We start from the raw sequence: 25,960 nt of genomic DNA, 5'->3' as shown, positions 1-25,960 counted from the left end.
GAATCTCCCAATTGAAACCAAATTCTGGCGAACACGCACGGAACTCGCGGGAACTCGCGAAAAGAAAATTGCGCGCGAGGTTGACGCCACGACGCAAAAGCACCGTATTCGATTCGGCTGCGATGAATGCGTCTCGGTTAGGACAGGCTAACGTCCCTATCAACGTCGAGCAGATGCGCCAGGAATTCGCGCACGTCGCTCGGTCCGTCGAAATGTCCGGCGACGCCGGTTGCGCGACGGCCGACGGAGAACGCGAGACCGTCGAAATCAGGCATGATCGCGAACACGGTCTCGTCGGTAACGTCGTCGCCGATGAAGAACGGACGCCGTCCCTTGAACGGCTCATGCGTCATCAGCTCGAGCACGCCGGTCGCCTTGGTGAAGCCGGAATGCTTGATCTCGCAGACGCTCTTGCCCGGCAGCACCTCGATCGGCGCATTCGGCAACTCGGCGCGGATCAGCGACACCGCTTCATAGATCGCCTTCTCCGCCTGCGGCGCCAGCCGATAGTGCAGCGCTAGCGAATAGCCCTTGTCCTCGAGCAGAATGCCGGGGCTGAGCTTTGCGATCGCGGCAAGACGGCGCTTCAATTCCTTGTCGAGCGGCGGCGCGTGTGCGGCGACCGCCTCGCTATCCGGCTGCAGCCGCATCTCGGCGCCGTGGCCGCCGATCGCGGGAAACACTTCCGGCGCGAAGATCAGGTCGATGTCGTTGAGGGAGCGGCCGCTGACCAGCGCCAGCGCGCCGTGGCTGCGCTCATGCAGTTGCTTCAGCGTGGTCGACAGTTCCGGCGGCACCCAGACCTCGCGCGGCGTCGGCGCGAAATCGAGCAGGGTGCCGTCGATGTCGAGCAGCACCGCGGCCTGGCGGAGCGGCGGAATCAGCGACGCCGGCATCGGCACGCTGTCCGTCTTGGCGTCAGGGGCGATGTCATCATCCATGGGCATTTCGGCCACGTCATGCTTCGTCATAGTCTACTCCACACATGCCAGTGGTCGCGCGACAGATTCGAGCGATTTCCGCTCGGCCGCGACGGCATAGCGCCATGCGACCACTGCGGCGACCATCATGAGTGCCGACCCCAGCAGGTAGCCGGCAAAGACGCTGTTGCGCGATCCGGTGTCGATCAGCACGCCGAACAGCGCCGGTCCAATCACGCCGCCAATGCCGGTGCCGATCGCATAGAAGGCGGCGATCGCGAGCGCGCGGACCTCCAGCGGAAACGTCTCGCTGACGGTGAGATAGGCGGCGCTCGCGGCCGGCGAGGCGAAGAAGAAGATCACCATCCAGGCGATGGTCTGGGTCTGCGCGCTGAGCACGCCGATCGAGAACAGATAGCCGGACAGCGCCAGCAGCACGCCCGAGATGCCATAGGTCAGCGCGATCATGGTGCGCCGGCCGAGCGTATCGAACAGACGGCCGAGCAGCAGCGGCCCGAGGAAGTTGCCGGCGGCGAAGGGGAGAATGTACCAGCCGACATTGCTGGCGGCGACACCGAAGAAGTCGGTCAGGATCAATGCGAAGGTGAAGAAGATCGCATTGTAGAAGAACGCCTGCGCGGCCATCAGCGTGAGCCCGACCAGCGAGCGCTGCCGGTAGGTGGAGAACAGCGTCACCGCGACCTCGCGCAGTGGCGTGTGATCGCGCATCCGGAGCCTGATCTTCTCGAAGTCTGCGCTCGACTGCTCGCGGCCGAGCACGGAGGTCTCGATATCGGCGACGATCTTGTGGGCGCGGTCGGGATAGCCGTGGATCATCAGCCAACGCGGGCTTTCCGGGATCCACATCCGCATCAACAGCACGACGAGGCCGAGCACCGCGCCGGTGAAATAGGCTATCCGCCAGCCGTGGTCCGGCGCAAGGAACGCGGGATCGAGCAGGATGATGGCGCTCAGCGCACCGATCGCCGCCCCGATCCAGAAACTGCCGTTGATGACGAGATCGGTCCAGCCGCGATAGCGGGCCGGCACCAGTTCCTGGATGGTCGAGTTGATCGCCGTATATTCGCCGCCGATGCCGGCACCGGTGAGAAAGCGAAACAGCGCGTAGCTCGCGACATTCCACGACAGCGCGGTCGCGGCGGTCGCCGACAGATAAAGCGCGAGCGTGATGAAGAACAGCTTCTTGCGCCCGATCCGGTCGGTCAGCCAGCCGAAACCCAGCGCGCCGAGCACGGCGCCGGCGAGATACGCGCTGCTGGCAAGACCGACATCGGCGTTGGAGAAGCTCATCGTCGGGCTGTCCTTCAGCGCGCCCGACAATGCACCCGCGAGCGTCACTTCCAGCCCGTCGAGGATCCAGGTGATGCCGAGCGCCAGCACGACGCGGGTGTGAAAGCGGCTCCAGCTGAGATTGTCGAGCCGGACCGGAATCGAGGTCTCGATGATGCGGTCATCGTCCGGCGTGACCGGAGCCACGGCCTGTTGCGTCGTCGCGGAACTCAACTGTCTCGGCTGCACTGTCATCAGAATCAACCAATGAGAAGAACCCCGGAACGATCCGTTCCAAGGCTCACTCACCCGGAATTGCGGCAAACGGAGTGCCCGCCACGCGGTGTCAACGCCGCAGGCCGGCAAGGGTTCCCGCAATGCGGCATAGGAACCGCGATCGCAGCGAGCTGTTCTCGGCTTAAAAGACACGGAGGCATCGATGGCCGCACACAAGAAAGCAACGCGCAAGTCGGCAAGGACATCACCGGCACGGTCCACGAGCACGACGCGTCGCAGGCGTGGCGTAAGCAAGAGGACGGCGAAGCGCTGGTCGCAGCGGGTGACAAAGGAGAGCGACGCGCTCGACCTCAAGCACGGCGTGTTCAAGCAGACCAGCGCGAAGAAGATCGCATCATCGCTGAAGCGATCCGCCGAGCACAGCGCGCGCCGCAAGAGCGGCGCCTACCGTTCCGCGCTCTCGATGCTGACCTTCTATATCAACCGCGCCGGCAAGACGCTGCCGAAGACCGAGCGGTCGCGCCTGGAGCGCGCCAAGGTCGAGTTGAAGCACCAGTTCGGACGGGATTAGCCGCATCATCTCGCCAACCAACAGCGTCGTCCCGGCGGAGGCCGGCAACTGTTATGTCGGCTTGGTCTGCAGGTAGGGCTTTCTGTCGCGCATCATGGCGTTGAGGACCGTTAGGAGCTTCCTGGCAACGGCAATGAGAGCGAGCTTGGCTGGTTTGCCGACCTGTCGCAGCCGCGCGTAGAAGGCCTTGAATGGATCGGCCCGACGAACCGCGTTCAGAGCCGCCATATAGAGGGCGTCACGAACGCGCTTTCGGCCGCCGGCGATCTTGCGTTTTCCACGGAAGGCGCCGCTGTCGACGTTGAAGGGGGCAAGGCCCGCGAGCGCGGCGATCTGCTTCGCTCCAACATGTCCAAGTTCCGGCATCTTCGCGATCAGCTGCATGCAAGCCACGGGACCCACGCCCGGCAGTGAGCGCATCAACCGCGCATCGTCCGCGATCTCCGGCTCGGCCTTGGTCAATGCGTTGATATCGGCCTCGATCTCGGCGATCTCGCCGTCGAGAACCTCAACGAGCCGACTGATCCGTTCGGCCATGGCGCAGTCGTCGGCCTCGCTGCGCCGGTTCTTCTCCTGCGCGCGCATGAGAACCAGTTGGTCCCGCCGTTTTGCAAGCCCTGCCAAAGCGTTGCGGGCGGGATTGGCGGCCCGCTCGGTTGCCGGCTGCATGACCCGGCCAAAGGCCGCCAGCATCCGTGCATCGATCGGATCGGTTTTGGCAAGTTGGCCGCTGGCCCGCGCAAAATCGCGAGCTCGAGCCGGATTGATCCGAGCGAAGCGGACACCGGCCTGGCTTAGGGCCTCGCGAAGCGCGAGATCATAGGCGCCCGTGGCCTCGAAGACGACCAGCGCATCGCATCGCCAACGCGCCACCTGCTGTGTGATGGCCTGTGCCGCGTTGGCGATGCGCCTGGACACGCCGTCAGCTTCATCAAAGATATCGAGATGCTTCTTGGAGACGTCGATTCCGACATAACGAGGGGGTATGATCACGGTGCCTGTCCCTGTGATGCGAGGTCTGTTGGCGCAGCCTCGTGCAACTGTTCAGGTTGGTAATGGAACGGGCGGGAGGCCGAGCCGGCTCACGGCGTCAAGCGCCAAGGACCCAACGGCTTCCCGCCCAACCCATCCTGACAGACTTCCAAGACACAGGGACCCATACGCCGTGGCCATCGGAAAGGGCAAGCGGCCAGTGTCCGTACGCCAACGAACGGTGGTGGTTATGGGTCCCGGCCTGCGCCGGGACGACGATAATAGATCAGCAATTGGTAGACCCGCGCGGGCCTTACGCCGCGCGGATATTCGCCATGAAGCGGTCGAGCTCCTCGCGCAGCCGCGAGCTCTCGACCGATAGCGAGCGGGCCGAGTTCAGCACCTCTTCGGAGGCGGCTCCGGTCTCGGTGGCGCCGCGATTCACCTGGGTGACGCTGGACGCCGCTTCCTGTGTGCCCTGCGCGACGTTCTGCACGCTGCGCGCGATCTCCTGCGTTGCCGCGCTCTGCTGCTCGACCGAACTTGCGATGTTGGTCGCGATCCCGGAGATCTGGCCGATGGTGCCGCCGATCTCCTTGATCGCGGCGACCGATTCCTGCGTCGCCGCCTGCATGCCCGAGATGTGGGTGGAGATCTCGTCGGTGGCCCTGGCGGTCTGGCTCGCCAGCGACTTCACCTCGGCGGCGACCACCGCGAAGCCGCGGCCGGCATCGCCGGCGCGCGCGGCCTCGATGGTGGCGTTCAGCGCCAGCAGATTGGTCTGCTCGGCGATCGCGGTGATCAGCTTGACGACGTCGCCGATCTCCTGCGCAGCGCGCGAGAGCTTGCCGATCCGCGCGTCGGTCTGCTCGGCCTGACGCACGGCTGAATCGGCGATCTGGCTCGACTCCTTGGCGCGACGGCCGATCTCGTCGACAGACGCCGACAGTTCCTCAGTCGCGGAGGCGACCGATTGCATGTTGCTGGAGGCTTCCTCGGAGGCGCCGGCGACCTGGCTCGACAGGTTCTGCGTGGTCTCCGCCGTTCGGGTCAGCGTACCAGCCGCGGATTCGAGCTGCACGGCGGAGGCCGACACGTTGGAGACGATCGAGCCGACGGCAGATTCGAATTCGTCGGCAAAACGAATCAGCTCGTTGCGCCGCGCGGTCGCACTTGCCTTGTTCTGCGCCTCCTGGGTCGCGGCATCGCGTTCGGCCTTGGCGATCGCCTGGACCTTGAACTCCTCCACGGCGCCGGCCATCTCGCCGAGTTCGTCGCGGCGGCCGAGACCCGGCAGCACGACGTCGAAATTGCCTGCCGCGAGCTCGCGCATTGCCGCACACATCGCCGCGATCGGTCGCGAAATACCCTTGCCCAGCAGGAACGCCCAGACCAGCCCGAGCACGAAGCTGCCGGCGGCCAGCATCAGGATCAGCCGCTCGGTCTCGCCGATCATGGTGTGCGATTCGTTTTCAAGCCGCTTCTGATCGGCGAGCAGATCGGACTTCATCGCCGCCGCTCCCTGGCTGATGGCGGCCGCGGACTCCGTCATCTCGACGGTCAGTTCGTCGATCGACTTCGCATTCGCGATCAGCTTGGCGAGGGCCTCGCGGTACTCTTCGAGCAGCGCGGTGATGTCCTTCACGCTCTGGGTGATCCGCTCGTTATTCGAGGTGATCGCTTTCACCAGATTGTCGGCGAATTTCAGCCGGGCGAGCGCGCTCGAGGCGACCGTCTTGTCGCCGTTGACGACGAAGGTATTGACGGCCCCGGTGATCGACTGGAGCTGGTCGGCTACCTTCTTGGCGCCGAACTGGATCGACTGCAGCTCGGAATCATCGGCATTGCTCGGCAGGTCGTCGAGCTTGTAGCGCATCGAGGTTGCGCTGCGGGTCAGCTTGTTCTGCGCGGTCTGCGCGCTGTCATCCTTGATGCGGACGATCTCGGCGAATATCTTGGTGAAGGCGCGGAATTCGCGCTCCAGCTTGGTGATCTGCTCGAGCCGGGCCGGATTGGTGGTGCCCTTCATCGACGCCATGATGGCATCCTTCAGGCTGCCCTCGGCGGCGAGCGCGGCCTTGGCGTCGTCCTCCTTGCCGGTCGCGACGAAGTAGCGCGCCAGCGAACGGTAGGAGATCAATTCGCGATCGATGTTGCGGGCCAGATCGGCTTCCGCGACGCTCTGGCGATAGGAGCCGACGCCGGCGGAGACCCGCTCGAAGCCCATATAGGCAAAGCCCATGGTCGCTGCCGACAGCGCCAGCGTGACGGCAAAGCCGAGCATGATCTTGGCGCGAAATCTGAGGGTTGGGATCCTGATCGACAACGATCGCTTCAGCCCCGGCATTCCAACCCCCGTCTTCATTCTGAAAACCACGCGGGGTCCGGCGGCAACCCGCCCCAGACCTCGGAGCGCAAAACTAAGGCAGAATCGATAAGGCCCGGTAAATGGGCAGCGGCCGCCCAGCCCGGCGCGATACTACCTTGGTCGGGCTAGGCGGGTGGGTAAGGTGATTGACGCGGGGGTCCGGCCCGATAGTTTAGAACCGATCAAACCTGTCCCTGCCCGGGCCAGGAGAACACATCGGGAGGTGTCCCATGTCATCGCGTCGACCGGCGCCATTGGCGCTTGCGGCGAGCGTAGCTGCCGGCGCAATAGCCCGGCCAATGGCATTTCCCCTCACGACCTGAAAGACACGGGCGAGCCGGAACGCCAGCCATCGCGGCATGCTCCGGATGCCCTCACGACCCGCGCGGGTTCAACCGCCCGCGCCAAGAAAAACAAAAAATTCTGGTCAGGGAGAGCGCCTTTGGCGAAGCAGAACGGTAGCGCCGCCGACAGTATTGTCGTGGTGCAGGCAAAGACCGACGGGCCGCGGGAAGCAGCCGACGAGATCGCGCGCCAATTGGCGTCGGCTGATCTCGCGATGCTCGTGGTGTTCGTGTCGCCGGTCTACGAGCCGCAGACATTCATTGCCGAACTGTCCAGCCGCATGCCCGCCGTTCCGATCTTCGGCTGCACCACGGCCGGCGAATTGTCGCCCGGCGGTTGGGACGAGGACAGTGTCGTCGCGATGGGCTTCAATGCTGCCGATTTCGTCATCGCGGCCCGGCCGCTGTTCGAGCTTTCGACATTTCGGGTCGACCACGGCCGCTCGATCTGCACCGAATTGCAGAACGAATTCGCGCAACGCACCGAGCATTGCGATCACACCCATGATTCCTTCGGGCTGCTCTTCATCGACGGCATGTGCCAGCGTGAGGAGACCATCATGTCGGCGATCTATGCATCGCTCGGCGATATCCCGGTGGTCGGCGGCTCCGCCGGCGACGGCCTGCGCTTCGAGAAGTCCTGGGTCTTCCATGGCGGCGAGGCCTTTACCGATGCCGCCGTCCTGATCCTGATCCGGACCCGGCTGCCGTTCCGCCTGTTCAAGTGCGACCACTTCGAACCCACCTCGACCAAGATGGTGGTGACCGAGGCCGACATCGAGCACCGCATCGTCAAGGAACTGAATGCCGAGCCGGCCGCGCTGGAATATTCCCGTGCCGTCGGCCTCAGCGACAGCAAGCTCGAATTGTTCTCATTCGCCGCGCACCCTGTGCTGGTTCGTGTCGGCGGCGCCTATTACGCGCGGTCGATCCAGCGCACCAACCCGGACGGATCGCTGCAATTCTTCTGCGCCATCGACGAGGGCATGGTGCTGACGGTGGCGCGCGAGCGCGACCCGATCGATGTGACGAGCCGCCTGCTCAAGGAGCTGACCGAGGATCTCGGCGAGGTCTCGATGTTCATCGGCTTCGAATGCGTGCTGCGCCGGCTCGACGTCGAGCAGCGCCAGCTGTCGCGGGAGATGTCGGAGCTCTATCGCCGCAACAAAGTGATTGGCTTTCAAACCTATGGCGAGCAGTATCGCTCCATGCATGTCAACCAGACGCTGACCGGCATCGCCATCGGCAAGCGGGCACTCGCGCCGCAATGACGGATACCAAGACCACGCGAATTGCGGCGCTCGAACGCGAGGCCGAGAAGCTGCGCAAGATCAACGCGGCGCTGATGTCGCGCGTCGAGCGATCGACCGATCAGCAGCTCAACGCCTTCTCGCTGTTCGAGACCGCGATCGCGCTGGATCAGCAGGTGCGCGACCGCACCCAGCAGCTCAAGCAGGCGCTGCAATCGCTGGAGAAAACCAATGGTCGCCTGCTGCAGGCCAAGCAGCAGGCCGAGGCGGCGAGCTCTTTGAAATCATCCGTGCTGGTGTCGGTGACGCACGATCTGTTGCAGCCGCTGAATGCGGCGCGGCTGACGCTGTCCGCGCTGACCGAGATGGCAAGCGAGTCGAAGAGCGTCGCGCTGACCGATCAGATCGACCGTTCGCTGGCGACGCTCGAGGACATGCTGCGGACGCTGCTCGACATCTCCAAGCTCGATGCGGGCGTGCTCAGGCCCGAATTCGGACCGGTCGCGATCGCGTCGCTGTTCGAGCCGCTGGAGCAGGAATTTGTCGCGACCGCCGCCAAGCGCAATCTCGGCTTCCGGATCATGCCGTCGTCTGCGGTGGTTCGCTCCGATCCGCTGATGCTGCGTCGGATCCTGCAAAACCTTGTCGCCAATGCGCTGCGTTACACCCAGCGTGGCAGCGTGCTGATGGGATGCCGGGCCAGGGGCGATAACATCTGCATCGAGGTGCACGACACCGGGCCGGGCATTCCGGAAGCGCAGCGCGAAGCCATCTTCGTCGAGTTTCAGCGCGGCGAGACCAGCGCCGGCGACAAGGCCGGCATCGGGCTAGGTCTTTCGATCGTGCGCCGGTTTGCCGACCTGCTCGGCCATGACATCAGGCTGAGCTCGCGCGCCGGCAAAGGCTCGGTGTTCTCGGTCACCGTGCCCCGCACCCAGGATCCGGTTGCGGTCCCCGTGCGCGAGCAGGCCAGCGTCGACTACCGCTATGGCGGCATGGAGGGCGCCAAGATCCTGCTGATCGAGAACGACCTCTCGAGCGCCGAGGGGCTCGCCCATCTGCTGGAGAAATGGGGCTGCGACGTCGCGGTGACGATCTCCAAGACCGAGGCGCTCGAGCGCATCCACGCGCTGGACGGCATTCCCGACGCCATCATCGCCGATCTGCATCTCGACAATGGCGAAACCGGAATTCAGGCCGTCGATGTCATCCGCGGCGCGATCAACGCCAAGGTACCGGCGATCATCGTGACCGCCGACTACTCGGCCAAGGCTGCCTCCGACGTATCGGCCTTCGGCCATGAGCTGTTGAAGAAGCCGATCAAGCCCGCCGAGATGCGCTCGCTGCTGTCGTTCCTGCTGGCGGCGGAGCAGTCGGGTGTGCGATTATGATTCCGCGCCATGCGACGACGGCGAGGCCGTCACCGGCGCGTGGTCGTGCTTGCCGAAGTCCAGCTTCGACAGTGCGATGATGGCCTCGGTCCGGCTGCGCACCCCGAGCTTGCGCAGGATCTCCGAGACATGCACCTTCACGGTGGTGACCGAGATATCGAGCTCATAGGCGATGTGCTTGTTCTGCAGGCCGCGGCAGATCATGTCGAGCACGCGAAGCTGCTGCGCGGTGAACTGGCCGAGCTGCTGCACCAGCTCGCGCGTCTCGGCCTGGGCCTTCCGCGCGGCGGCGGTATCGCGGAAGCGCGGTGGCAGGCACACCGCGCCTTCGAGGATGCCGCGCAACAGCCGCGCCAGCTCGAGCTTCGGCGTCGACTTCGGGATGTAGCCGGAAATGCCGAGCGAGATCGCGCCGCCGACGATCCGGGGATCGTCATGCGCCGACACGATCACGAGCGCGCTGCGCGGCGCGGCGGCGCGCACCCGGTAGGCGCCGAGCAGGCCCGTGGTCCCGGGCATCGACAGATCGAGCAGGATCAAATCCAGGCCGTCGCGCGCCGCGATCACATCCAGCGCACCGTCGATCGAGGTCGCCTGCAGCACCTCGGCATCGGGAAACTCGGCCCCGATCACGCCGATCAGGGCGGCACGGAACAGCGGGTGATCCTCGACGATCAGCAGTCGAGGCGTACCCGCCTTGCCGAGCGGCGGCTCGTCCGCCAAAGGCGCGGTCGTGGTCAATGCTGCGCCGCCCTCCCTCGGATGCTCATGACAGCCATTGTGTGCACGACGTTATCTCAAAGCCGGGTGGCAGCCTATAGGCGGGATTTCCAATGCGCCCGCCTCGCAGTGCAGCACGGCTAGGGCGCCTTCTCCGCCTTTGCGCCCGAGCAGGCCTCCGGGACCGGAAGCGGAATCTTGCCGAGCTCGATGATCGCCTTGTTGCGGCTGAACAGCTTCAGCTTGCGCAGGATCTCGGTGACATGCGCTTTCACGGTGGATTCCGCAAGCTTGAGCTCGGTGGCGATCTCGCGGTTCTGCAGGCCGCGGATGATCAGATGGAGCACGCGGATCTGCTGCGGCGTCAGCTTCTGAATGCGTTCGCGCAGCGTCCGCGCCGTCTCGGACTGTTCCAGCGCACCGACCGCGACGAAATCCCGCGGCGCCGAGACCGACCCGCTCAGCACACGCGCGATCGCCTGCGAGAGCTCGCCGAGCGAGGTCGACTTCGGCAGATAGCCGACCGCGCCCATCTCGAGCGCCTCGCGGATGGTATGCTTGTCCTCTTCGCTCGAAACGATGGCGATCGGCAGCCGCGGATAGCGATCCCTGATCTTCTGAAAGCCGGAGAAGCCGACCACGTCGGGCAGCAGCAGATCGAGCAGCGCCAAGTCGATATTCGGCTCGCTGGCAAGGATGCCAAGCGCCCCCTTGATCGAGGTGGCCTCATAGATCCGGGCATCGGGATGCGAGATGCGAATGGCGTTGCCAAGCGCCTCCCCGAACAGGGGGTGATCGTCGATGATCAGGAACCCCATCATGAGGACCCTCGCACTGCAATTTGCGAATCGCAGCTTCTAGTTCGATCCGCCGGTATCCTGCACGCTCTGCAGATAGACATATACGTTTCTGAGCTCGTCGTCGTTGAAGACGTCCTTCCAGGCCGGCATGCCCTTGGCTGGCCGCCCGTCATGGACCGTCTTCCAGAAAGTCGATTCCATATCGTCAGCATAGCGCTTCTTGAGCAGCCTGAGATCGATCTTTCGCTCGGCCTGCACCGCGTCCGGGCCGTGGCAATGCGCGCAGGTTCCGTTAAAGACCTCGCGCCCGGCGGTGGCGTCCCCTTTGGCATCGCCGGCGGTCGCGGCGGTCTGAACCGGTTTCTCGGCCGCGGCCGCCTGCCCGACCGTGACGGGCTCGCTGGAGCCGACGGATGACGTCGTCGCCCGGTCCGCCTCGCCGAACTTCACCGGTGCGCCGTTCGGCACGCCATATTTGGCAAACAGGGCGGAAATCTCCGGCTGCAGCGCCGGCAGCACGCCGTCGACTTCATCGCGCAGCGCGCCGGACGCCTTGGCGAAACCGATCGCGGTCGCCCAGAGCAGGCCGTCGCCCTCGGTCGACACGATCTGGTATTTGTCGCCGTAGCTGGTCTTGTTGAGCCAGCCGGCCACCGGTGCCCAGATGAAGGCGATGTCGACCTTGCCCTGTTCGAGCGCCGCCATGCCCTCCTCCGGGCTGAGCACGGTCACCTTCCGGATATCGTCGCGCAGCGCGAGCAGGTTCTGCGGCGTCGATTGATACTGCACCGCAACCCGCAATCCCCTGAGGTCGTCGATGCCGGCAAGCTTGCGGTCCTTGCTGCCGACCAGTGCGTAGCCCTCATGGGCGATCGGCTTCGAGAAGATCACCGCCGGGCCCATGAAATCGTCGATCAGCGGCAGGCCGACCATGGCGTCGCACTGCTTGCTGAGCAGCGTCTCCCGCACGGTGCGCTTGCCGAAATAGGACTTGTACCAATTGGTGCTCACCGTACGGCCGAGCTTCTGCGCCACCGCCTGGCCGATCTCGAGATAGAGGCCGGGCTTGCCCGGGTCGTCGCTCGAGAACGGCAGGTTGGTCGGGTCGGCGCAGAGCCGCAGCGGCGGTTTTGTCTCGCCGGCGCCGGCCGCCAGGGCCGGCACCATGAGCAGGGCGGAGAGCAGCACGGTCCGGATTGCATGTTCCAACCGCGTGTTGCGCGAGGGGGTGCGCAGTTCGTTTCGGGCGATGCAAGACACGGACAATGCTGCCTCCTTGACGATCGTTACTGCAGGGCGAACACGAACAGCGAGCCACCTTCGGGCGCCGCGGCGACCATCTTCTTGCCGATGTCACCGAGGAAGGCCGGCAGCGCCGCGGTGCGTCCGACCACGATCGCGACATACTGCTTGCCGTCGACCGAATAGGTCACGGGACCCGCGCCGATGCCGCTGCCGAGGTTCTTGCTCCACAGCACCTTGCCGTTCTTGGCATCGATGGCGCGGAAGTCGCCGTGCAGATTGCCGGAGAACACCAAATTGCCGCCGGTCGTCAGCGTGCCGCCGTTGAAGGGCAGGTCTTCCTTGATGCTCCACACCTTCTTGTTGGCGATCGGATCCCAGGCCACGAGTTCGCCGAGGAAGCCGCCGGGGCCCGGCTTGGTCGGGAATTCGGCGCCGAGATAGAACACGCCGCGCTTGTAGTTCACGTCAGAGACCGACCAGTCCATGCAGACATTGTTGCTCGGGATGTAGACGAGGCCGGTCTGCGGGTTGAACGACATCGGCTGCCAGTTCTTGCCGCCGATCAGGTTCGGGCAGATGTCCTTGGCGGGATGGCCCGGGCCCGGACGCTTGTCCGGATCCTCTTCCGCCCGCATCGTGTTGATGTCCCATTTCTTGGCCCAGTTGGCGAAGACGTATTTCTCCGCGGAGATCATCTTGCCGGTCTCGCGGTTGGCCACGAAGAAGAAGCCGTTGCGGTCCGCCTTCATCAGCACGGGCGTCTCGGTGCCCTTGATCTTGAGGTCGGCGAGCAGCAGCTCGTTGACACCGTCATAGTCCCAGGCGTCGGCCGGCGTGCCCTGGATGTGCCACTTGATCTTGCCGGTGTTGGGATCGATCGCCAGCGTCGAGGCCGTGTAGAGGTTGGTCAGCTTGCCGAAATTGCCGTCGCCGGTGGAGCGCACTGCGGTATTCCACGGCCCCGGATTGCTGGTACCCCAGTAGACCGTGTCGGACTTGGCATCATAGGAGCCGACCAGCCAGGCGGCGCCGCCGCCATGCAGCCCGGTGTCGCCCTTCCAGGTCTCGCTGCCGGGCTCGCCCGGCGCCGGCACCGTGTAGGTCTGCCAGAGCAGCTTGCCGTCCTTGAGCGAGAACGCCTGCAACGCGCCGCGGACGCCATATTCACCGCCGCCGAAGCCGGTGATGACCTTGTCGCGGACGACGAGCGGCGGCGAGGTGATGACCGAGCCCTGCTTGTAGTCGACGACCGTCGAGGTCCAGAGCTCCTTGCCAGTCTCGGCGTCGAGCGCGGTCAGCTTGCCGTCGAGCCGGCCGACGAAGATCTTGCCGTCGGCATAGGACACGCCGCGATTGTTGACGTCGCAGCAGGCGTATTGGAGCACGTCATCCGGAATGTCGGGCTGCCAGGTCCATTTGCGGGCGCCGGTCGCGGCATCGATCGCATAGACGTATTTCGGACCCCACGAGGTCGACACATACAGGTTCTTGCCGATCACGACCGGCGACGACTCGTTGGAGCGGAGCGAAGCCAGCGACAGCGAATAGACCAGCTGCAGCTTGCCGGCGTTCTCGGAGTTGATCTGCTTCAACGGGCTGAAGCGCGTATTGCCGTAGTCGTGGCCGGCGATTGCCCATCCGTTGGGATCGGACGCCGCCTTGACGACGGAATCATTCGCTTTCGACGCACCAATGCCTGCCAGCACCATGGCGACCAGCGACACGCCGGCAAAGAAAATCCCGCTCCTCAGCTTCATTGGCTTCCTCCAATATGGTTTCGTTGCCGCGATGGATGCATCGCGCGCGCGGATCGCTACCGAATTTCATGAACCAGCGATCTTCTGCCGCTGCGTCGGCGATGAAAATGACAGCAACGCCTTTGCGTCGTTATAGGCGGAAGGTAGTAGCGATCGCGGCGACGATTTTGGCGTGCGGCGAGCACCGTCAGCTTGCCGAAAACCGCTTGCGCTGCCGGGCAATTTCGTCGCGCCGGAGTGCGCCGCCGGCAGCTTGCAAATTGCCCATTGAACGGCTGCCTGCTAGGATCGCAGGCACTGCCCGGCGCCTTCATGACAAGGTCGCGACTACGACTTTGATCGCGGTTACGACCCACATGAAGCGTGGTCTACTGGGCCCATAACGAAGCTATTGGGAGAAACGCGTGTCTACAGTCAAACTGACGGTAAACGGCAAGGCGGTCTCGGTCGACGTTGAGGACCGAACCCTCCTCGTGCACCTCTTGCGCGAAAACCTGAACCTCACCGGCACCCACGTCGGCTGCGATACCAGCCAGTGCGGCGCCTGCGTCGTGCATGTCGATGGACGAGCGGTCAAATCCTGCACCATGCTGGCCGGCCAGGCCGCGGGCTGCAACGTCACCACGATCGAAGGCCTCGCCAAGGGCGACGAGCTGCACCCGATGCAGGCGGCGTTCCGCGACAATCATGGCCTGCAGTGCGGCTATTGCACCCCCGGTATGATCATGTCCGCGGTCGACATCGTGCACCGGCATGGCGGCAAGCTCGACGAGGAAACGGTTCGCCACGAGCTCGAAGGCAACATCTGCCGCTGCACCGGCTACCACAACATCGTCAAGGCAGTGCTCGACGCTGCCGGCCGCATGAAGGTTGCGCAGGCCGCCGAATAGCGCGCCACGCACCGCGTACGATCAAGCTCACCACCGCCGGTCTCGATGGAAACGGCGGCAAATCGAATCTCCGGTCGGGAGGACTAGACAATGGGTGTTGAAGGAATTGGCGCACGTGTCGTGCGCAAGGAAGATCGCCGGTTCATCACCGGACAGGGACGTTACGTCGACGACGTCAAAATGGTCGGCATGAGCTACGCTCACTTCATCCGCAGCCCGCATGCGCATGCCAAGGTCAAGGGCATCGATTCAGCCGAGGCCATGAAGATGCCCGGCGTGATCGCAGTGCTGACCGGACAGCAGATCGTCGACGACAAGGTCGGCAATTTGATCTGCGGCTGGGCCATCACCTCGAAGGACGGCTCGCCGATGAAAATGGGCGCGTGGCCGGCGATGGCGCCGGAGACCGTGCGCTTTGTCGGACAGGCGGTCGCGGTCGTGATCGCCGAGACCAAGAACCAGGCCAGGGACGCCGCCGAAGCGGTCGTCGTCAACTACGAAGAACTTCCCGCGGTGCCTGACATCAAGGCCGCGATCAAGCCGGGCGCCGCGCAGCTTCATCCCGAAGCTCCCGGCAACATCGTGTATGACTGGCATCTCGGCGACGAAGCCGCGGTCAAGGATGCCTTCAGCAAGGCGGCCAATGTGGTGACGCTCGACCTCACCAATAACCGCCTGGTGCCGAACGCGATGGAGCCGCGTGCGGCGATCGCGCATTACGACCAGGCCGAAGAGCACTACACGCTCTACACGACGTCGCAAAACCCGCACGTCGCCCGCCTCGTGCTGTCGGCGTTCTACAACATCGCGCCCGAGCACAAGCTGCGCGTGATCGCGCCCGACGTCGGCGGCGGCTTCGGCTCCAAGATCTACATCTATCCGGAAGAGATGGTGGCGCTGTGGGCCTCCAAGAAGGTAGGGCGCCCGGTGAAGTGGACCGGCGACCGTTCGGAAGCCTTCCTCACCGACGCGCATGGCCGCGACCATGTCTCGAAGGCGGAGTTGGCGTTCGACAAGGACAACAAGATTCTTGGCCTGCGGGTGAAGACCCACGCCAATTTCGGCGCCTATATGTCGCTGTTCTCCTCGGCGGTGCCGACCTATCTCTACGCGACGCTGCTGTCGGGCCAGTACGTGATCCCGGCGATCTACGCCGAGGTGATCGGCGTCTACACCAACACCACGCCGGTCGACGCCTATCGCGGCGCCGGCCGCCCCGAGGCGAGCTATCTGATCGAGCGCATGATGGAGACGGCGGCGCGGCAATTGAAGGTCGATCCGACCGAGCTGCGCAAGAAGAACTTCATCACCCAGTTCCCGTATCAGACGCCTGTGATCATGGCGTATGACATCGGCGACTTCCACGCCTCGATCGATGCCGCGATGAAAGCGATCGACTATGCCGGCTTCCCGGCCCGCAAGGCCAAGGCGAAAGCCGACGGCAAGCTGCGCGGCATCGGCATCTCCTGCTATATCGAGGCCTGCGGCATCGCGCCGTCGAAGGCGGTCGGCAGCCTCGGCGCCGGCGTCGGCCTGTGGGAATCGGCGGAGATCCGCGTCAATCCGGTCGGTACCATCGAGGTGCTCACCGGCTCGCACAGCCACGGCCAGGGCCACGAGACCACGTTCTGCCAGATCATCGCGGAGCGGCTCGGCGTGCCGATCAGCCAGGTCTCGATCGTCCATGGCGACACCGACAAGGTTCAGTTCGGCATGGGCACCTACGGCTCGCGCTCGCTCGCGGTCGGCGGTACGGCGATCGTGAAGGCGATGGAGAAGGTCGAGGCCAAGGCCAAGAAGATCGCGGCGCATGCGCTCGAGGCGTCCGAGAGCGACATCGTGATCGAGAACGGCGAGTTCAAGGTCACCGGCACCGACAAGTCGATCGCGCTGCCGATGGTCGCGCTCGCCGCCTACACCGCGCACAATCTGCCCGAAGGCATGGAGCCCGGCCTGAAGGAGACGGCGTTCTACGATCCGACCAACTTCACCTTCCCCGCCGGCGCCTATATCTGCGAGCTCGAGGTCGATCCGGGCACCGGCAAGACCTCCTTCGTCAACTTCGTCGCGGCCGACGATTTCGGCCGGCTGATCAACCCGATGATCGTCGAAGGCCAGGTCCATGGCGGCCTTGCACAGGGCATCGGCCAGGCACTGCTCGAAGGCGTGGTCTATGACGGCACCGGTCAGCTCATGACCGCATCCTTCATGGACTACACCATGCCGCGCGCGGACGATCTGCCCTCGTTCCAGCTCTCGCACACCACGACGCTGTGTCCGGGCAACCCGCTCGGCGTCAAGGGCTGCGGCGAGGCCGGCGCGATCGGCGCCTCGGCTGCCGTGATCAATGCGATCACGGACGCGATCGGCAACAACAAGCTGGAAATGCCGGCGACGCCCGATCGCGTCTGGCACGCCATTCACGGTTGAGGGAGGAAGAGCCATGTACGAGACAAATTATCACCGCGCTTCCTCGGTCGCTGACGCCGCCGCAACCTTCGCCAAGGGCACGGAATCAAAATTCGTCGCCGGCGGACAAACCCTCCTTCCGGTGATGAAGCAGCGTCTTGCCGCGCCTACCGACGTGATCGACCTCTCCAAGGTGCAGGAGATGATCGGCATCGAGGTTTCGGGGGATACGGTCACCATCAAGGGCGCGACTCCGCATTACGATGTGGCGCAAAGCGACGCGGTACAGAAGGCGATCCCGGCGCTCGCCGATCTGGCGTCGATGATCGGCGATCCCGCCGTGCGCTATCGCGGCACGATCGGCGGCTCGCTCGCCAACAATGACCCGGCGGCGGATTATCCGGCGGCGGTGCTGGCGCTCGGCGCGACGGTCAAGACCAACAAGCGGTCGATCGCGGCGGAGGATTTCTTCAAGGGCCTGTTCACGACGGCCCTTGAGGATGGCGAGATCATCACCGCAGTGTCGTTCCCGGTTCCGGCCAAGGCCGGCTACGCCAAGTTTCCCAATCCCGCCTCGCGCTTCGCGCTGACCGGCGTGTTCGTCGCCAGGACCAAAGCCGGTGACGTCCGCGTCGCCGCGACCGGTGCTTCGCAGAGCGGCGTCATGCGGGTCGCGCCGATCGAGCAGGCGCTGAAGGCAAACTGGGCGGCCTCGGCGCTCGACAGCGTGACGATCCCGGCGAGCGGCCTGCTCGCCGACATCCACGGGTCGGCGGATTACCGCGCCAACCTCGTGAAGGTGATGGGACAGCGGGCGGTGACCGCGGCCGGTTGATCAAGCATGATCCGGAAAAGTGCGAGGCGGTTTTCCGGAAAGATCATGCTCAAACAAAGCGCTAAAGCGTGATGACGATTCTCATCGCGCTTTAGCGCCTAAACACAAGTCTGCAACGGCGCGCCGCAATGCGCGCCGTTCGCGTTTTTACCGGCGGCACAGGACAAAAGGTGCTTGCCACATCCGGCTTTAGGCGAGACAATTTAGCTAATCAGCTAATTAAAAATACCGTCCCACGGACGGCTGGGAGAACGCATGAAGTTCGGCAACCAAGCCAGCCGCGACATCTCAGCCGCCTAGCGCCCCGCAACCAACGGAAGAACAACGTGCTCGATAAACCCGCCTCCCAGACCGCCGCTCGTACCTCGGGCCCGCTCGCCGGCTTCCGCATCGTCGAATTCGCCGGCATCGGCCCCGGCCCGTTCGCCTGCATGCTGCTCGCCGACATGGGCGCCGAGGTCATCACCCTGGACCGCATCGGCGCCGGCAAGAATTTGAAGGCGGTTGCAACCCGCGGCCGCAAGGTCATTGAGCTCGATCTCAAGAACAAGGCGGCGGTTGCCGAAGTGCTCGACCTGCTCGGCCATGCCGACGCGCTGATCGAGGGCTTTCGTCCCGGCGTGATGGAGCGCCTCGGCCTCGGCCCTGATGTCGTGCTCGCGCGCAATCCGAAACTCGTCTATGGCCGCATGACCGGCTGGGGCCAGGAAGGCCCGCTCGCCAATGCCGCCGGCCATGACATCAACTACATCTCGATCACAGGCGCGCTGGCTGCGATCGGCACCAAGGAGAAGCCGGTGCCGCCGCTCAACCTGGTCGGCGATTTCGGCGGCGGCGCGCTCTACCTCGTGGTCGGCGTGCTCGCCGCGCTGCTGGAAGCGCAGAAGTCCGGCAAGGGCCAGGTGGTCGATACCGCGATGTGCGACGGCGCGGCCTCGCTGATGTCGATGTTCTACGACATGGCCGCGCAGGGCCGCTGGAGCGGCGGCCGCGACCAGAATTTCCTGGACGGCGGCGCGCATTTCTACGGCGTCTACGAGTGCTCCTGCGGCAACTTCATCTCGATCGGCTCGATCGAGCCGCAGTTCTACGCGCTGCTGCGCAAGCACGCCGACCTGACCGACGCCGACTTCGACGCGCAGATGGATCGCAAGGCCTGGCCGGCGCTGAAGGAGAAGCTGACCCGGGTGTTCAAGAGCAAGTCGCGCGCGGACTGGTGCCAGATCATGGAAGGCACCGACATCTGCTTCGCGCCGATCCTGACCATGGAGGAAGCGCCCAAGCATCCGCACATGGCCGCACGCCAGGTGTTCGTCGAACGCCACGGCGTGACCCAGCCCGCCCCCGCGCCGCGCTTCTCGCGCACACCGTCCGCGATCCGCGAGCCGGAGTTGGCGAATATTGGCGACGTGACCAGCGCGTGGAAGGCGGGGAAATAAATCTCGCTGTCGTCCCGGCGAACGCCGGGACCCATAACCACTGAACGGAGTTGTTGCGCACGCCCCTACCGCGGGACTACCACCCGACACACCCGATGGATTCCGCGGTATGGGTCCCGGCGTTCGCCGGGACGACAGCTCTGGCTGAGCGCTAGCGTGGCATTACGGCGTCCTTACGCCGCGTGATCGACCTTCAGCACGCCGCGGCGGATCTGGTCTTCCTCGATCGATTCGAACAGCGCCTTGAAGTTGCCTTCGCCGAAGCCGTCGTCGCCCTTGCGCTGGATGAACTCGAAGAAGATCGGCCCGATCGCGTTGGCCGAGAAGATCTGCAGCAGCACCTTGGTCTGGCCGCCGTCGACCACGCCTTCGCCGTCGATCAGGATGCCGTTGGTCCTGAGCCGCGCGACGTCCTCGCCATGCTTGGGCAGGCGGGCGTCGATTCGCTCGAAATAGGTGTCGGGCGGCGACGGCATGAACGGCAGGCCATCGGCGCGCAACCTCTCGACCGTCGCGTGGATGTCGCGCGCGCCGCAGGCGATGTGCTGGATGCCCTCGCCGCGATAGACGTTGAGATATTCCTCGATCTGACCGGAATCGCCGGCGTCCTCGTTGATCGGGATCCGGATCTTGCCGTCCGGGCTGGTCAGCGCGCGGGAGAACAGGCCGGACGCGCGGCCCTCGATGTCGAAGAAGCGTATCTGGCGGAAGTTGAACAGCTTGGCATAGAAGCCAGTCCAGACATCCATGCGGCCGCGATGGACGTTGTGCGTGAGGTGATCGACGTAATACAGGCCTGAGCCCGCGGGGCGCGGGTTGGCCGCGCCGAGCCATTCGAACTCGGCATCATAGGCCGAGCCCTTGGCGCCGTAGCGATCGACGAAATAAAGCAGGCTGCCGCCGATGCCCTTGATCGCGGGCACATCGAGCGTCTTCGCTGCGGGCGCGACATCCGCCGGCTCCGCGCCGAGCGCGATCGCGCGCTCATAGGCACGCTTGGCGTCGACCACGCGGAACGCCATCGACGGCGCGCAGGGGCCGTGCGCGGCGACGAAGTTGAAGCCGTGGCTGCCCGGCTCCTCATTGACGAGATAGTTGATGTCGCCCTGGCGATAGACCGTGATGGCCTTGGTCCGGTGGCGGGCGACCGCGACGAAGCCCATCAGCTTGAACAGGGCGTGCAGCTCCGCCGGATTCGGATGGGCATATTCGACGAACTCGAAGCCGTCGGTGCCCATCGGGTTCTCAGTGCTGATTTCGGCCGGCGGCGCATCGTGCGGAAACGGACCCATGACGGTAACTCCCTGATTTGTCTGGCGATCAGTTTCCGTCACCTGCTGCGCAACGTGCGTGCAAAATAGGTCTCATTTTGCTATTCTCGCGCACGATCCGTGCATGAAATGGATACTCCACGCATGCCTGAAGTGGACGCATTCGACCTGAAAATGCTCGCCGCGCTGCAGGACGATGGCCGGCTGACCAACCAGCAGCTGGCCGACCTCGTCGGGCTGTCGGCATCGCAATGTTCGCGGCGGCGGATGCGGCTGGAGGAGGAGAAGGTCATCGCCGGCTACCATGCCGACCTCGCCGGCGAGGCACTCGGCTTCGGCCTGATCGCCTTCATCCACATCACGCTTGCGACCCACTCGCCCGACAACGCCAAGCGGTTTCGCGAGCTGGTCAACCGCGTCGACGATATCCAGGAGGCCTACGCACTGACCGGGGATGCCGACTACGTGCTCAAGGTGATGCTGCGCGACCTCAAGAGCCTGTCCGACATCGTCAACAACGTGCTGATGCCGCACCAGAGCGTGGCCCATGTGCGCTCCTCGATCGTGCTCGACCGCCTGAAGGAGAGCACCAGGCTGCCGCTGAAGTCGCTACAGGCGTGATGGCTCGAATCGAGGGAAATCCGCCATTCGCTTTTGTGGCTTGGCTTGCGATCATTCCGGCAACGGCAAGAGAGATGAACCATGGCGCTGCAGCTGCGACCGAACTGCGAATATTGCGACAAGGACCTGCCACCCAGCGCCACCGACGCGCGGATCTGCTCCTATGAATGCACGTTCTGTGCGGATTGCGCCGAGACCAGGCTCGGCAATGTCTGCCCGAACTGCGGCGGCGGTTTTGCGCCGCGGCCAATCCGCCCGGCCAAGCCGTGGCGGCCGGGTGTCTGCACGGTCAACCAGCCGCCGTCGGACAAGCGGGTGCATTTGAAGTACAGCCTCGAGGACGTCGCGGCGAATACGGCGCGCTTAAGGGATGTCAGGCCCGAGGAACGGTGAGGTTTGCACGCCTGTCGGGCACCCTCCCCCTGAAAGGGGGAAGGTGGGAGAGGGGTCAGCCGCGAGCGCTGGCGTCTACGGAGAGACCAGATCCCCACCCGGTTTGCTGCGCAAACCGACCTCCCCTTTTCAAGGGGAGGTGAAGCCGCGGAATGCGCGGAGACTTACTTCGCCGCGATGATCGTGCCTTCGACCTCGCCGAAGCCGACGCGATAGCCGTCGCCCTGGCACCAACCGCGCATCACAAGCGAATCGCCGTCCTCCAGGAAGGACCGCGTGACGCCGCTGGCGAGTTCGACCGGCTCGGTGCCGTTCCAGCTGATTTCCAGGAGACTGCCGCGCTGATGCTTTTCGGGGCCGGAGATCGTGCCGCTGCCTAGGAGATCGCCGACATTCATCGCGCAGCCGCTGGAAGCGTGGTGCACGAGCTGCTGGACCGACGACCAGTACATGTATTTGAAGTTGGTGCTGCAGATCGTCTTCGCCTCGTTCATCGCACCGGCACGCAGCGCGACGTCGAGCTGCATGTCGTAATTGTTCGGCTGGGTCTGCTTGAGGTACGCCAGCGGCTCCGGCTGCTGCGCCGGGCCCTGCATGCGGAACGGCTCGAGCGCCTCGCGCGTCACCACCCACGGGCTGATCGAAGTCGCGAACGCCTTGGCCTGGAACGGGCCGAGCGGCACATACTCCCACTGCTGGATGTCGCGCGCGCTCCAGTCGTTGAGGATGACGAAGCCGAAGATCATCTCCTCGGCCTGCTTCTCCGTCAGCATCTCGCCCATCGGCGAGGCCTGGCCGACGACCACGCCCATCTCGAGTTCAAAATCGAGCCGCTTGCAGGCGCCGAAGCTCGGCACCTCAGCGGTCGGCGGCTTCAGCTGGCCGCGGGGGCGTCGCACTCTGGTGCCCGAAACGACGACGGTCGAGGCGCGGCCGTTATAGCCGATCGGCATATGCAGCCAGTTCGGCTGCAGCGCATTGTCCTTGCCGCGGAACATGACGCCGACATTGGTGGCGTGCTCCTTCGACGAATAGAAGTCGGTGTAGCCCGAGACCGCAAACGGCATGTGCAGCCTGACGTCGGCCATCGGCACCAGCGCCCGCGCCCGCAATTCCCTGTTGTCGCGCAGCTCCGGATGATCCGAGCGCAACAGTTCGCTGATCCGTGCCCGCGTCGCCGACCACACTTTCGGCCCGAGCGCCATGAAGGCGTTGAGCGACGGCTGCGAGAACACGCCGAGCGGCCCGACATCGAGCCGCGAGTCCTGCTCGAGCTCCCAGAGGTCGAGCACATAATCGCCGATCGCAACGCCGACGCGCGGCGCAAGACCATCCTTCGACGAGAACACGCCGTAGGGCAGGTTCTGGATCGGGAAGTCGGAGGTCGGGGCGACGTCGATGAAGGAGCGGAGCTTTGGGTCGTTGGGGTGGGGCATGATGATCCCGGTGCAATCAGATGCGATGGCTGATGTTTATTCACCCTCCCCTGGAGGGGGTCGAGACGAGCGAAGCTCGCTCTTGGGTCGACGCGAATGAAATGAGCGGCGGGGTGGGGTGACGGTCTATCCGCGAAGCACACTGCCCGTGTTGAGAGATCACCCCACCGCGGTACGCATGTCGCGTTGCTCCATGCGTACCGACCCTCCCCCTCCAGGGGAGGGTGAAGACCTACGGCTTGTTCGGATCGAACTTCTTTTCCAAGCCCTTCCAGCAATCCGAGTAATCGTCCTGCAGCGTCGACGACTTCGCCGCATGTTCGGTCACGCGCTGCGGGAAGCGGGTCTCGAACATGAAGGCCATCGTGCCGGTCAGCTTCACCGGCTTCAGCTCGCTGTTGCTGGCGTGCTCGAAGGCTTCGCGGTCGGGGCCGTGCGGCAGCATGCAATTGTGCAAGCTGATGCCGCCGGGCACAAAGCCCTGCGGCTTGGCGTCGTAGACGCCGTAGATCAGGCCCATGAACTCCGACATGATGTTCATGTGGTACCACGGCGGACGGAAGGTGTTGTCGGCCACCATCCAGCGCTCCGGGAAGATCACGAAGTCGATATTCGCGGTGCCCACGGTCTCCGACGGCGAGGTCAGCACCGTGAAGATCGACGGATCGGGATGATCGAAGGCGATCGCGCCGACCGGCGAGAAGGTGCGCAGATCGTATTTGTAGGGAGCGTAATTGCCGTGCCAGGCGACCACGTCGATCGGCGAATGCGGCAGCGTGGTCTTGAACAGCGAGCCGCCCCATTTGACGTAGAGCTCGGTCGGCGTGTCCTTGTCCTCGTAGCTAGCCACCGGCGTCAGGAAGTCGCGTGAATTGGCCAGGCAGTTGGCGCCGATCGGGCCGCGCTCCGGCAGCGTAAACGCGCCGCCGTAATTCTCGCAGAGATAGCCGCGCGCCGGGCCGCCGGGAATTTCGACGCGGAATTTGACGCCGCGCGGGATCACGACGATCTCGCCCGGCTCGGCGTCGATGCGGCCGAACTCGGTGACGAAGCGCAGATTGCCCTGCTGCAGCACGAACATCATCTCGCCATCGGCATTGTAGAAATGCTGATCGACCATCGATTTGGTGATGAGGTAGATGTGCGCCGCCATGCCGGCCTGGGTGTTGGCATCACCCGCCGTGGTCATGGTCTGCACGCCCTGCAGGAAGGTCATGTCTTCCTTCGGGATCGGCGCGGGGTCCCAGCGCAGCTGTGCGATCGGCATGTCGTATTCGTGGCACGGCGCGGTGCGCCACAGCCCGGCATCGGCCTTGGCGAAGCGGCCGGAGTGCCGCACCGATGGGCGGATGCGATAGAGCCAGGAGCGCTCATTGGTGCCGCGCGGCGCCGTGAACGGCGAGCCGGACAATTGCTCGGCATAGAGCCCATAGGCGCAGCGCTGCGGCGAATTGCGCCCCATCGGCAGCGCGCCGGGCAAGGCCTCGGTCTCGAAACTGTTGCCGAAGCCGGACATGTAGCCCGGGGTGACTTGCCCTGAGCTGCGGACGATCTGATCAGGCGAGGTATTGATGTTCATCGCTATCCTCCTTGCAGGGCGGCCCACATTTCCTGGTCGCGCTTGTCGGTCCAGATCACGGGATCGTCGATCCCCGACGCCTCGTCATAGGCGCGCGAAACGTTGAACGGCAGGCAGTGCTCGTAGATCGCAAAGCTCGAGAACTTCGGATCCATCACCTCGCGCGTCGCCGCCATCGATTCCTTCAGGCTGCGGCCCTTGGCGACGGACGATTCGGCGGCGCCGTAGAGCGTGGTGACGAAATCGCGGGTCATCGCGATCGCATCGCGCCCGGTGGCGAGGCCCTTCAGCGCATCGCCGCGGCCCGGCGCGATCGCCTTCGGATTGAAGGCGCGGATCTCGTTCAAGGTCGTCGGCCATTCGCGCAAATGCGCATCGCCGCAATAGCAGGCCGAGTGATATTCGATCAGATCGCCGGAGAACATCACCTCGGCATCCGGTACCCAGGCGACGATGTCGCCCGAGGTATGGCCGGCGCCGAGCTGCATCAGCCGCACCTCACGCTTGCCGAGATAGATCGACATCTCGCCCTCGAAGGTCAGCGTCGGCCAGGTCAGGCCGGGGATGCTCGCGGCATCCTGGAACAGCCGCGGGAAGCGGCCATATTCGGAATCCCAATCCTGCTGGCCGCGCTCCTCGATCAGGCGATAGGTCTCCTGCGAGGCGACGATGCCCTGCGCCTTGTAGGCCGAGGCGCCGAGCACGCGCACCGCGTGATAATGCGACAGCACGACATATTTGATCGGCTTGTCGGTGACGGTCTTGACCCGCTCGATCACCTTGTTCGCCATCGCCGGCGTCGCCTGCGCGTCGAACACCAGGCAGCCGTCGTCGCCGACGATCACGGCGGTGTTGGGATCGCCCTCGGCGGTGAAGGCATAGAGGTCGGTGCCGATCTCGGAGAAGGTGACCTTCTTCTCCGAAAGATCCGTGGTCGATGCGAAACCTTTGGCCATCAGTTCAATCCTGTCCGTTTGCTCAGTGCTATTGTTGTTGTTGCTGCTGTTGCTGCTGGCTTGCATCAAGCATCCGCCGCTTCGCCAGCGCGATCGCCTCGCGCAGCACGTCGAGATCGCCGATATGGTTGGCGAGCACCAGAACCAGCGCGGCATCGAGATCGGCGCTCTGCGCCTCGGTGAGGCCGCGATGGGCCTCGACGATGGCGCGGAAGGCGTCGTCGGGCTTTGCGAAATTCGAACTGGTCGACAGCACCATGACTGCT

At 64.6% G+C, this 25,960-nt stretch carries 22 protein-coding genes; 9 read left to right on the top strand and 13 right to left on the bottom strand.

What is annotated here, in order from left to right; all coding sequences use genetic code 11:
* Positions 1-137 precede the first annotated feature (137 nt).
* Both otsB and QA639_RS02705 read right to left on the bottom strand, forming a co-directional pair.
* Positions 138-971: a trehalose-phosphatase gene (gene otsB, locus QA639_RS02710; RefSeq protein WP_428841134.1), complete on the bottom strand. Its 834-nt coding sequence runs from the start codon at positions 969-971 to the stop codon at positions 138-140.
* A 3-nt stretch (positions 972-974) separates the two neighbouring features.
* Positions 975-2,465, bottom strand: coding sequence for an MFS transporter (locus tag QA639_RS02705; protein ID WP_283089114.1), 1,491 nt, complete (start codon positions 2,463-2,465; stop codon positions 975-977).
* Positions 2,466-2,649: 184 nt separating this feature from the next.
* Between QA639_RS02705 and QA639_RS02700 the strand changes: the two genes are divergently transcribed.
* Entirely contained in the window at positions 2,650-3,018 is a 369-nt protein-coding gene (locus tag QA639_RS02700; protein ID WP_157347912.1) for a DUF3175 domain-containing protein, read from the top strand.
* Positions 3,019-3,069: 51 nt separating this feature from the next.
* On the opposite strand, the gene QA639_RS02695 is transcribed toward QA639_RS02700, so the two are convergent.
* Both QA639_RS02695 and QA639_RS02690 read right to left on the bottom strand, forming a co-directional pair.
* A complete protein-coding gene (locus QA639_RS02695) occupies positions 3,070-4,011 on the bottom strand; it encodes an IS110 family RNA-guided transposase (RefSeq protein ID WP_283089054.1) in 942 nt (313 codons plus the stop codon).
* Between the two features lie 292 nt (positions 4,012-4,303).
* Positions 4,304-6,337 carry a methyl-accepting chemotaxis protein gene (locus QA639_RS02690; RefSeq protein WP_028335215.1) on the bottom strand — a complete coding sequence of 678 codons (2,034 nt, stop codon included), beginning with the start codon at positions 6,335-6,337 and terminating at the stop codon, positions 4,304-4,306.
* Between the two features lie 463 nt (positions 6,338-6,800).
* On the opposite strand from QA639_RS02690, the gene QA639_RS02685 reads away from it, so the two are divergent.
* Complete coding sequence (locus QA639_RS02685) at positions 6,801-7,973, top strand: FIST N-terminal domain-containing protein (RefSeq protein WP_157348563.1); 1,173 nt, start codon at positions 6,801-6,803, stop codon at positions 7,971-7,973.
* Positions 7,970-9,343, top strand: a complete 1,374-nt coding sequence (locus QA639_RS02680) for an ATP-binding response regulator (protein ID WP_283089113.1) — start codon at positions 7,970-7,972, stop codon at positions 9,341-9,343. Before QA639_RS02685 ends, QA639_RS02680 begins: the two co-directional genes overlap by 4 nt.
* Here the strand turns inward: QA639_RS02680 and QA639_RS02675 are convergent.
* The 4 genes from QA639_RS02675 to QA639_RS02660 all read right to left on the bottom strand — a co-directional run bounded on the left by QA639_RS02675 (position 9,338) and on the right by QA639_RS02660 (position 13,865).
* The gene (locus tag QA639_RS02675) at positions 9,338-10,084 is read right to left on the bottom strand and encodes a LuxR C-terminal-related transcriptional regulator (RefSeq protein WP_028335212.1); all 747 of its coding nucleotides are present in this window, start codon (positions 10,082-10,084) and stop codon (positions 9,338-9,340) included. The genes QA639_RS02680 and QA639_RS02675 overlap by 6 nt on opposite strands.
* Before the next feature lie 119 nt (positions 10,085-10,203).
* Positions 10,204-10,884: a response regulator gene (locus QA639_RS02670; protein WP_157348561.1), complete on the bottom strand. Its 681-nt coding sequence runs from the start codon at positions 10,882-10,884 to the stop codon at positions 10,204-10,206.
* A 36-nt stretch (positions 10,885-10,920) separates the two neighbouring features.
* Positions 10,921-12,123, bottom strand: coding sequence for a c-type cytochrome (locus QA639_RS02665; RefSeq protein WP_321176917.1), 1,203 nt, complete (start codon positions 12,121-12,123; stop codon positions 10,921-10,923).
* A gap of 26 nt (positions 12,124-12,149) precedes the next feature.
* The gene (locus QA639_RS02660) at positions 12,150-13,865 is read right to left on the bottom strand and encodes a PQQ-dependent dehydrogenase, methanol/ethanol family (RefSeq protein ID WP_028335210.1); all 1,716 of its coding nucleotides are present in this window, start codon (positions 13,863-13,865) and stop codon (positions 12,150-12,152) included.
* Positions 13,866-14,269: 404 nt separating this feature from the next.
* Here QA639_RS02660 and QA639_RS02655 point away from each other — a divergent pair, with 404 nt between their 5' ends.
* The 4 genes from QA639_RS02655 (at position 14,270) to QA639_RS02640 (ending at position 19,438) form a co-directional block, all read left to right on the top strand.
* On the top strand, positions 14,270-14,755 hold the full coding sequence (locus QA639_RS02655) for a (2Fe-2S)-binding protein (RefSeq protein WP_028335209.1): 486 nt from the start codon (positions 14,270-14,272) through the stop codon (positions 14,753-14,755).
* Between the two features lie 90 nt (positions 14,756-14,845).
* Positions 14,846-17,185 (top strand): xanthine dehydrogenase family protein molybdopterin-binding subunit, encoded by a 2,340-nt coding sequence (locus QA639_RS02650; RefSeq protein ID WP_028335208.1) that lies wholly within the window; start codon positions 14,846-14,848, stop codon positions 17,183-17,185.
* A 13-nt stretch (positions 17,186-17,198) separates the two neighbouring features.
* Positions 17,199-17,999 carry an FAD binding domain-containing protein gene (locus QA639_RS02645; protein ID WP_028335207.1) on the top strand — a complete coding sequence of 267 codons (801 nt, stop codon included), beginning with the start codon at positions 17,199-17,201 and terminating at the stop codon, positions 17,997-17,999.
* 326 nt (positions 18,000-18,325) lie between these two features.
* Positions 18,326-19,438 carry a CaiB/BaiF CoA transferase family protein gene (locus QA639_RS02640; RefSeq protein ID WP_028335206.1) on the top strand — a complete coding sequence of 371 codons (1,113 nt, stop codon included), beginning with the start codon at positions 18,326-18,328 and terminating at the stop codon, positions 19,436-19,438.
* Positions 19,439-19,611: 173 nt separating this feature from the next.
* On the opposite strand, the gene hppD is transcribed toward QA639_RS02640, so the two are convergent.
* On the bottom strand, positions 19,612-20,730 hold the full coding sequence (gene hppD, locus QA639_RS02635; RefSeq protein ID WP_283089112.1) for a 4-hydroxyphenylpyruvate dioxygenase: 1,119 nt from the start codon (positions 20,728-20,730) through the stop codon (positions 19,612-19,614).
* Positions 20,731-20,853: 123 nt separating this feature from the next.
* On the opposite strand from hppD, the gene QA639_RS02630 reads away from it, so the two are divergent.
* Together QA639_RS02630 and QA639_RS02625 are read left to right on the top strand one after the other, a co-directional pair.
* Positions 20,854-21,330: an Lrp/AsnC family transcriptional regulator gene (locus QA639_RS02630; protein WP_050384067.1), complete on the top strand. Its 477-nt coding sequence runs from the start codon at positions 20,854-20,856 to the stop codon at positions 21,328-21,330.
* An 81-nt stretch (positions 21,331-21,411) separates the two neighbouring features.
* The gene (locus QA639_RS02625; RefSeq protein ID WP_028335203.1) at positions 21,412-21,723 is read left to right on the top strand and encodes a DUF1272 domain-containing protein; all 312 of its coding nucleotides are present in this window, start codon (positions 21,412-21,414) and stop codon (positions 21,721-21,723) included.
* A gap of 164 nt (positions 21,724-21,887) precedes the next feature.
* On the opposite strand, the gene fahA is transcribed toward QA639_RS02625, so the two are convergent.
* From fahA to QA639_RS02605, 4 genes are all read right to left on the bottom strand, one after another.
* Positions 21,888-23,159, bottom strand: coding sequence for a fumarylacetoacetase (fahA, locus tag QA639_RS02620; protein ID WP_283089111.1), 1,272 nt, complete (start codon positions 23,157-23,159; stop codon positions 21,888-21,890).
* A 232-nt stretch (positions 23,160-23,391) separates the two neighbouring features.
* Positions 23,392-24,738: a homogentisate 1,2-dioxygenase gene (gene hmgA / locus QA639_RS02615; RefSeq protein ID WP_283089110.1), complete on the bottom strand. Its 1,347-nt coding sequence runs from the start codon at positions 24,736-24,738 to the stop codon at positions 23,392-23,394.
* 2 nt (positions 24,739-24,740) lie between these two features.
* A complete protein-coding gene (locus QA639_RS02610; RefSeq protein ID WP_092089997.1) occupies positions 24,741-25,694 on the bottom strand; it encodes an MBL fold metallo-hydrolase in 954 nt (317 codons plus the stop codon).
* Positions 25,695-25,722: 28 nt separating this feature from the next.
* Complete coding sequence (locus QA639_RS02605) at positions 25,723-25,953, bottom strand: DUF2783 domain-containing protein (protein ID WP_283089109.1); 231 nt, start codon at positions 25,951-25,953, stop codon at positions 25,723-25,725.
* Positions 25,954-25,960: the final 7 nt, after the last annotated feature.

The sequence above is a fragment of the Bradyrhizobium pachyrhizi genome (genome assembly GCF_029714545.1).
Lineage (GTDB): Bacteria > Pseudomonadota > Alphaproteobacteria > Rhizobiales > Xanthobacteraceae > Bradyrhizobium > Bradyrhizobium pachyrhizi.
This window is presented reverse-complemented; position numbering and strand designations above follow the sequence as displayed.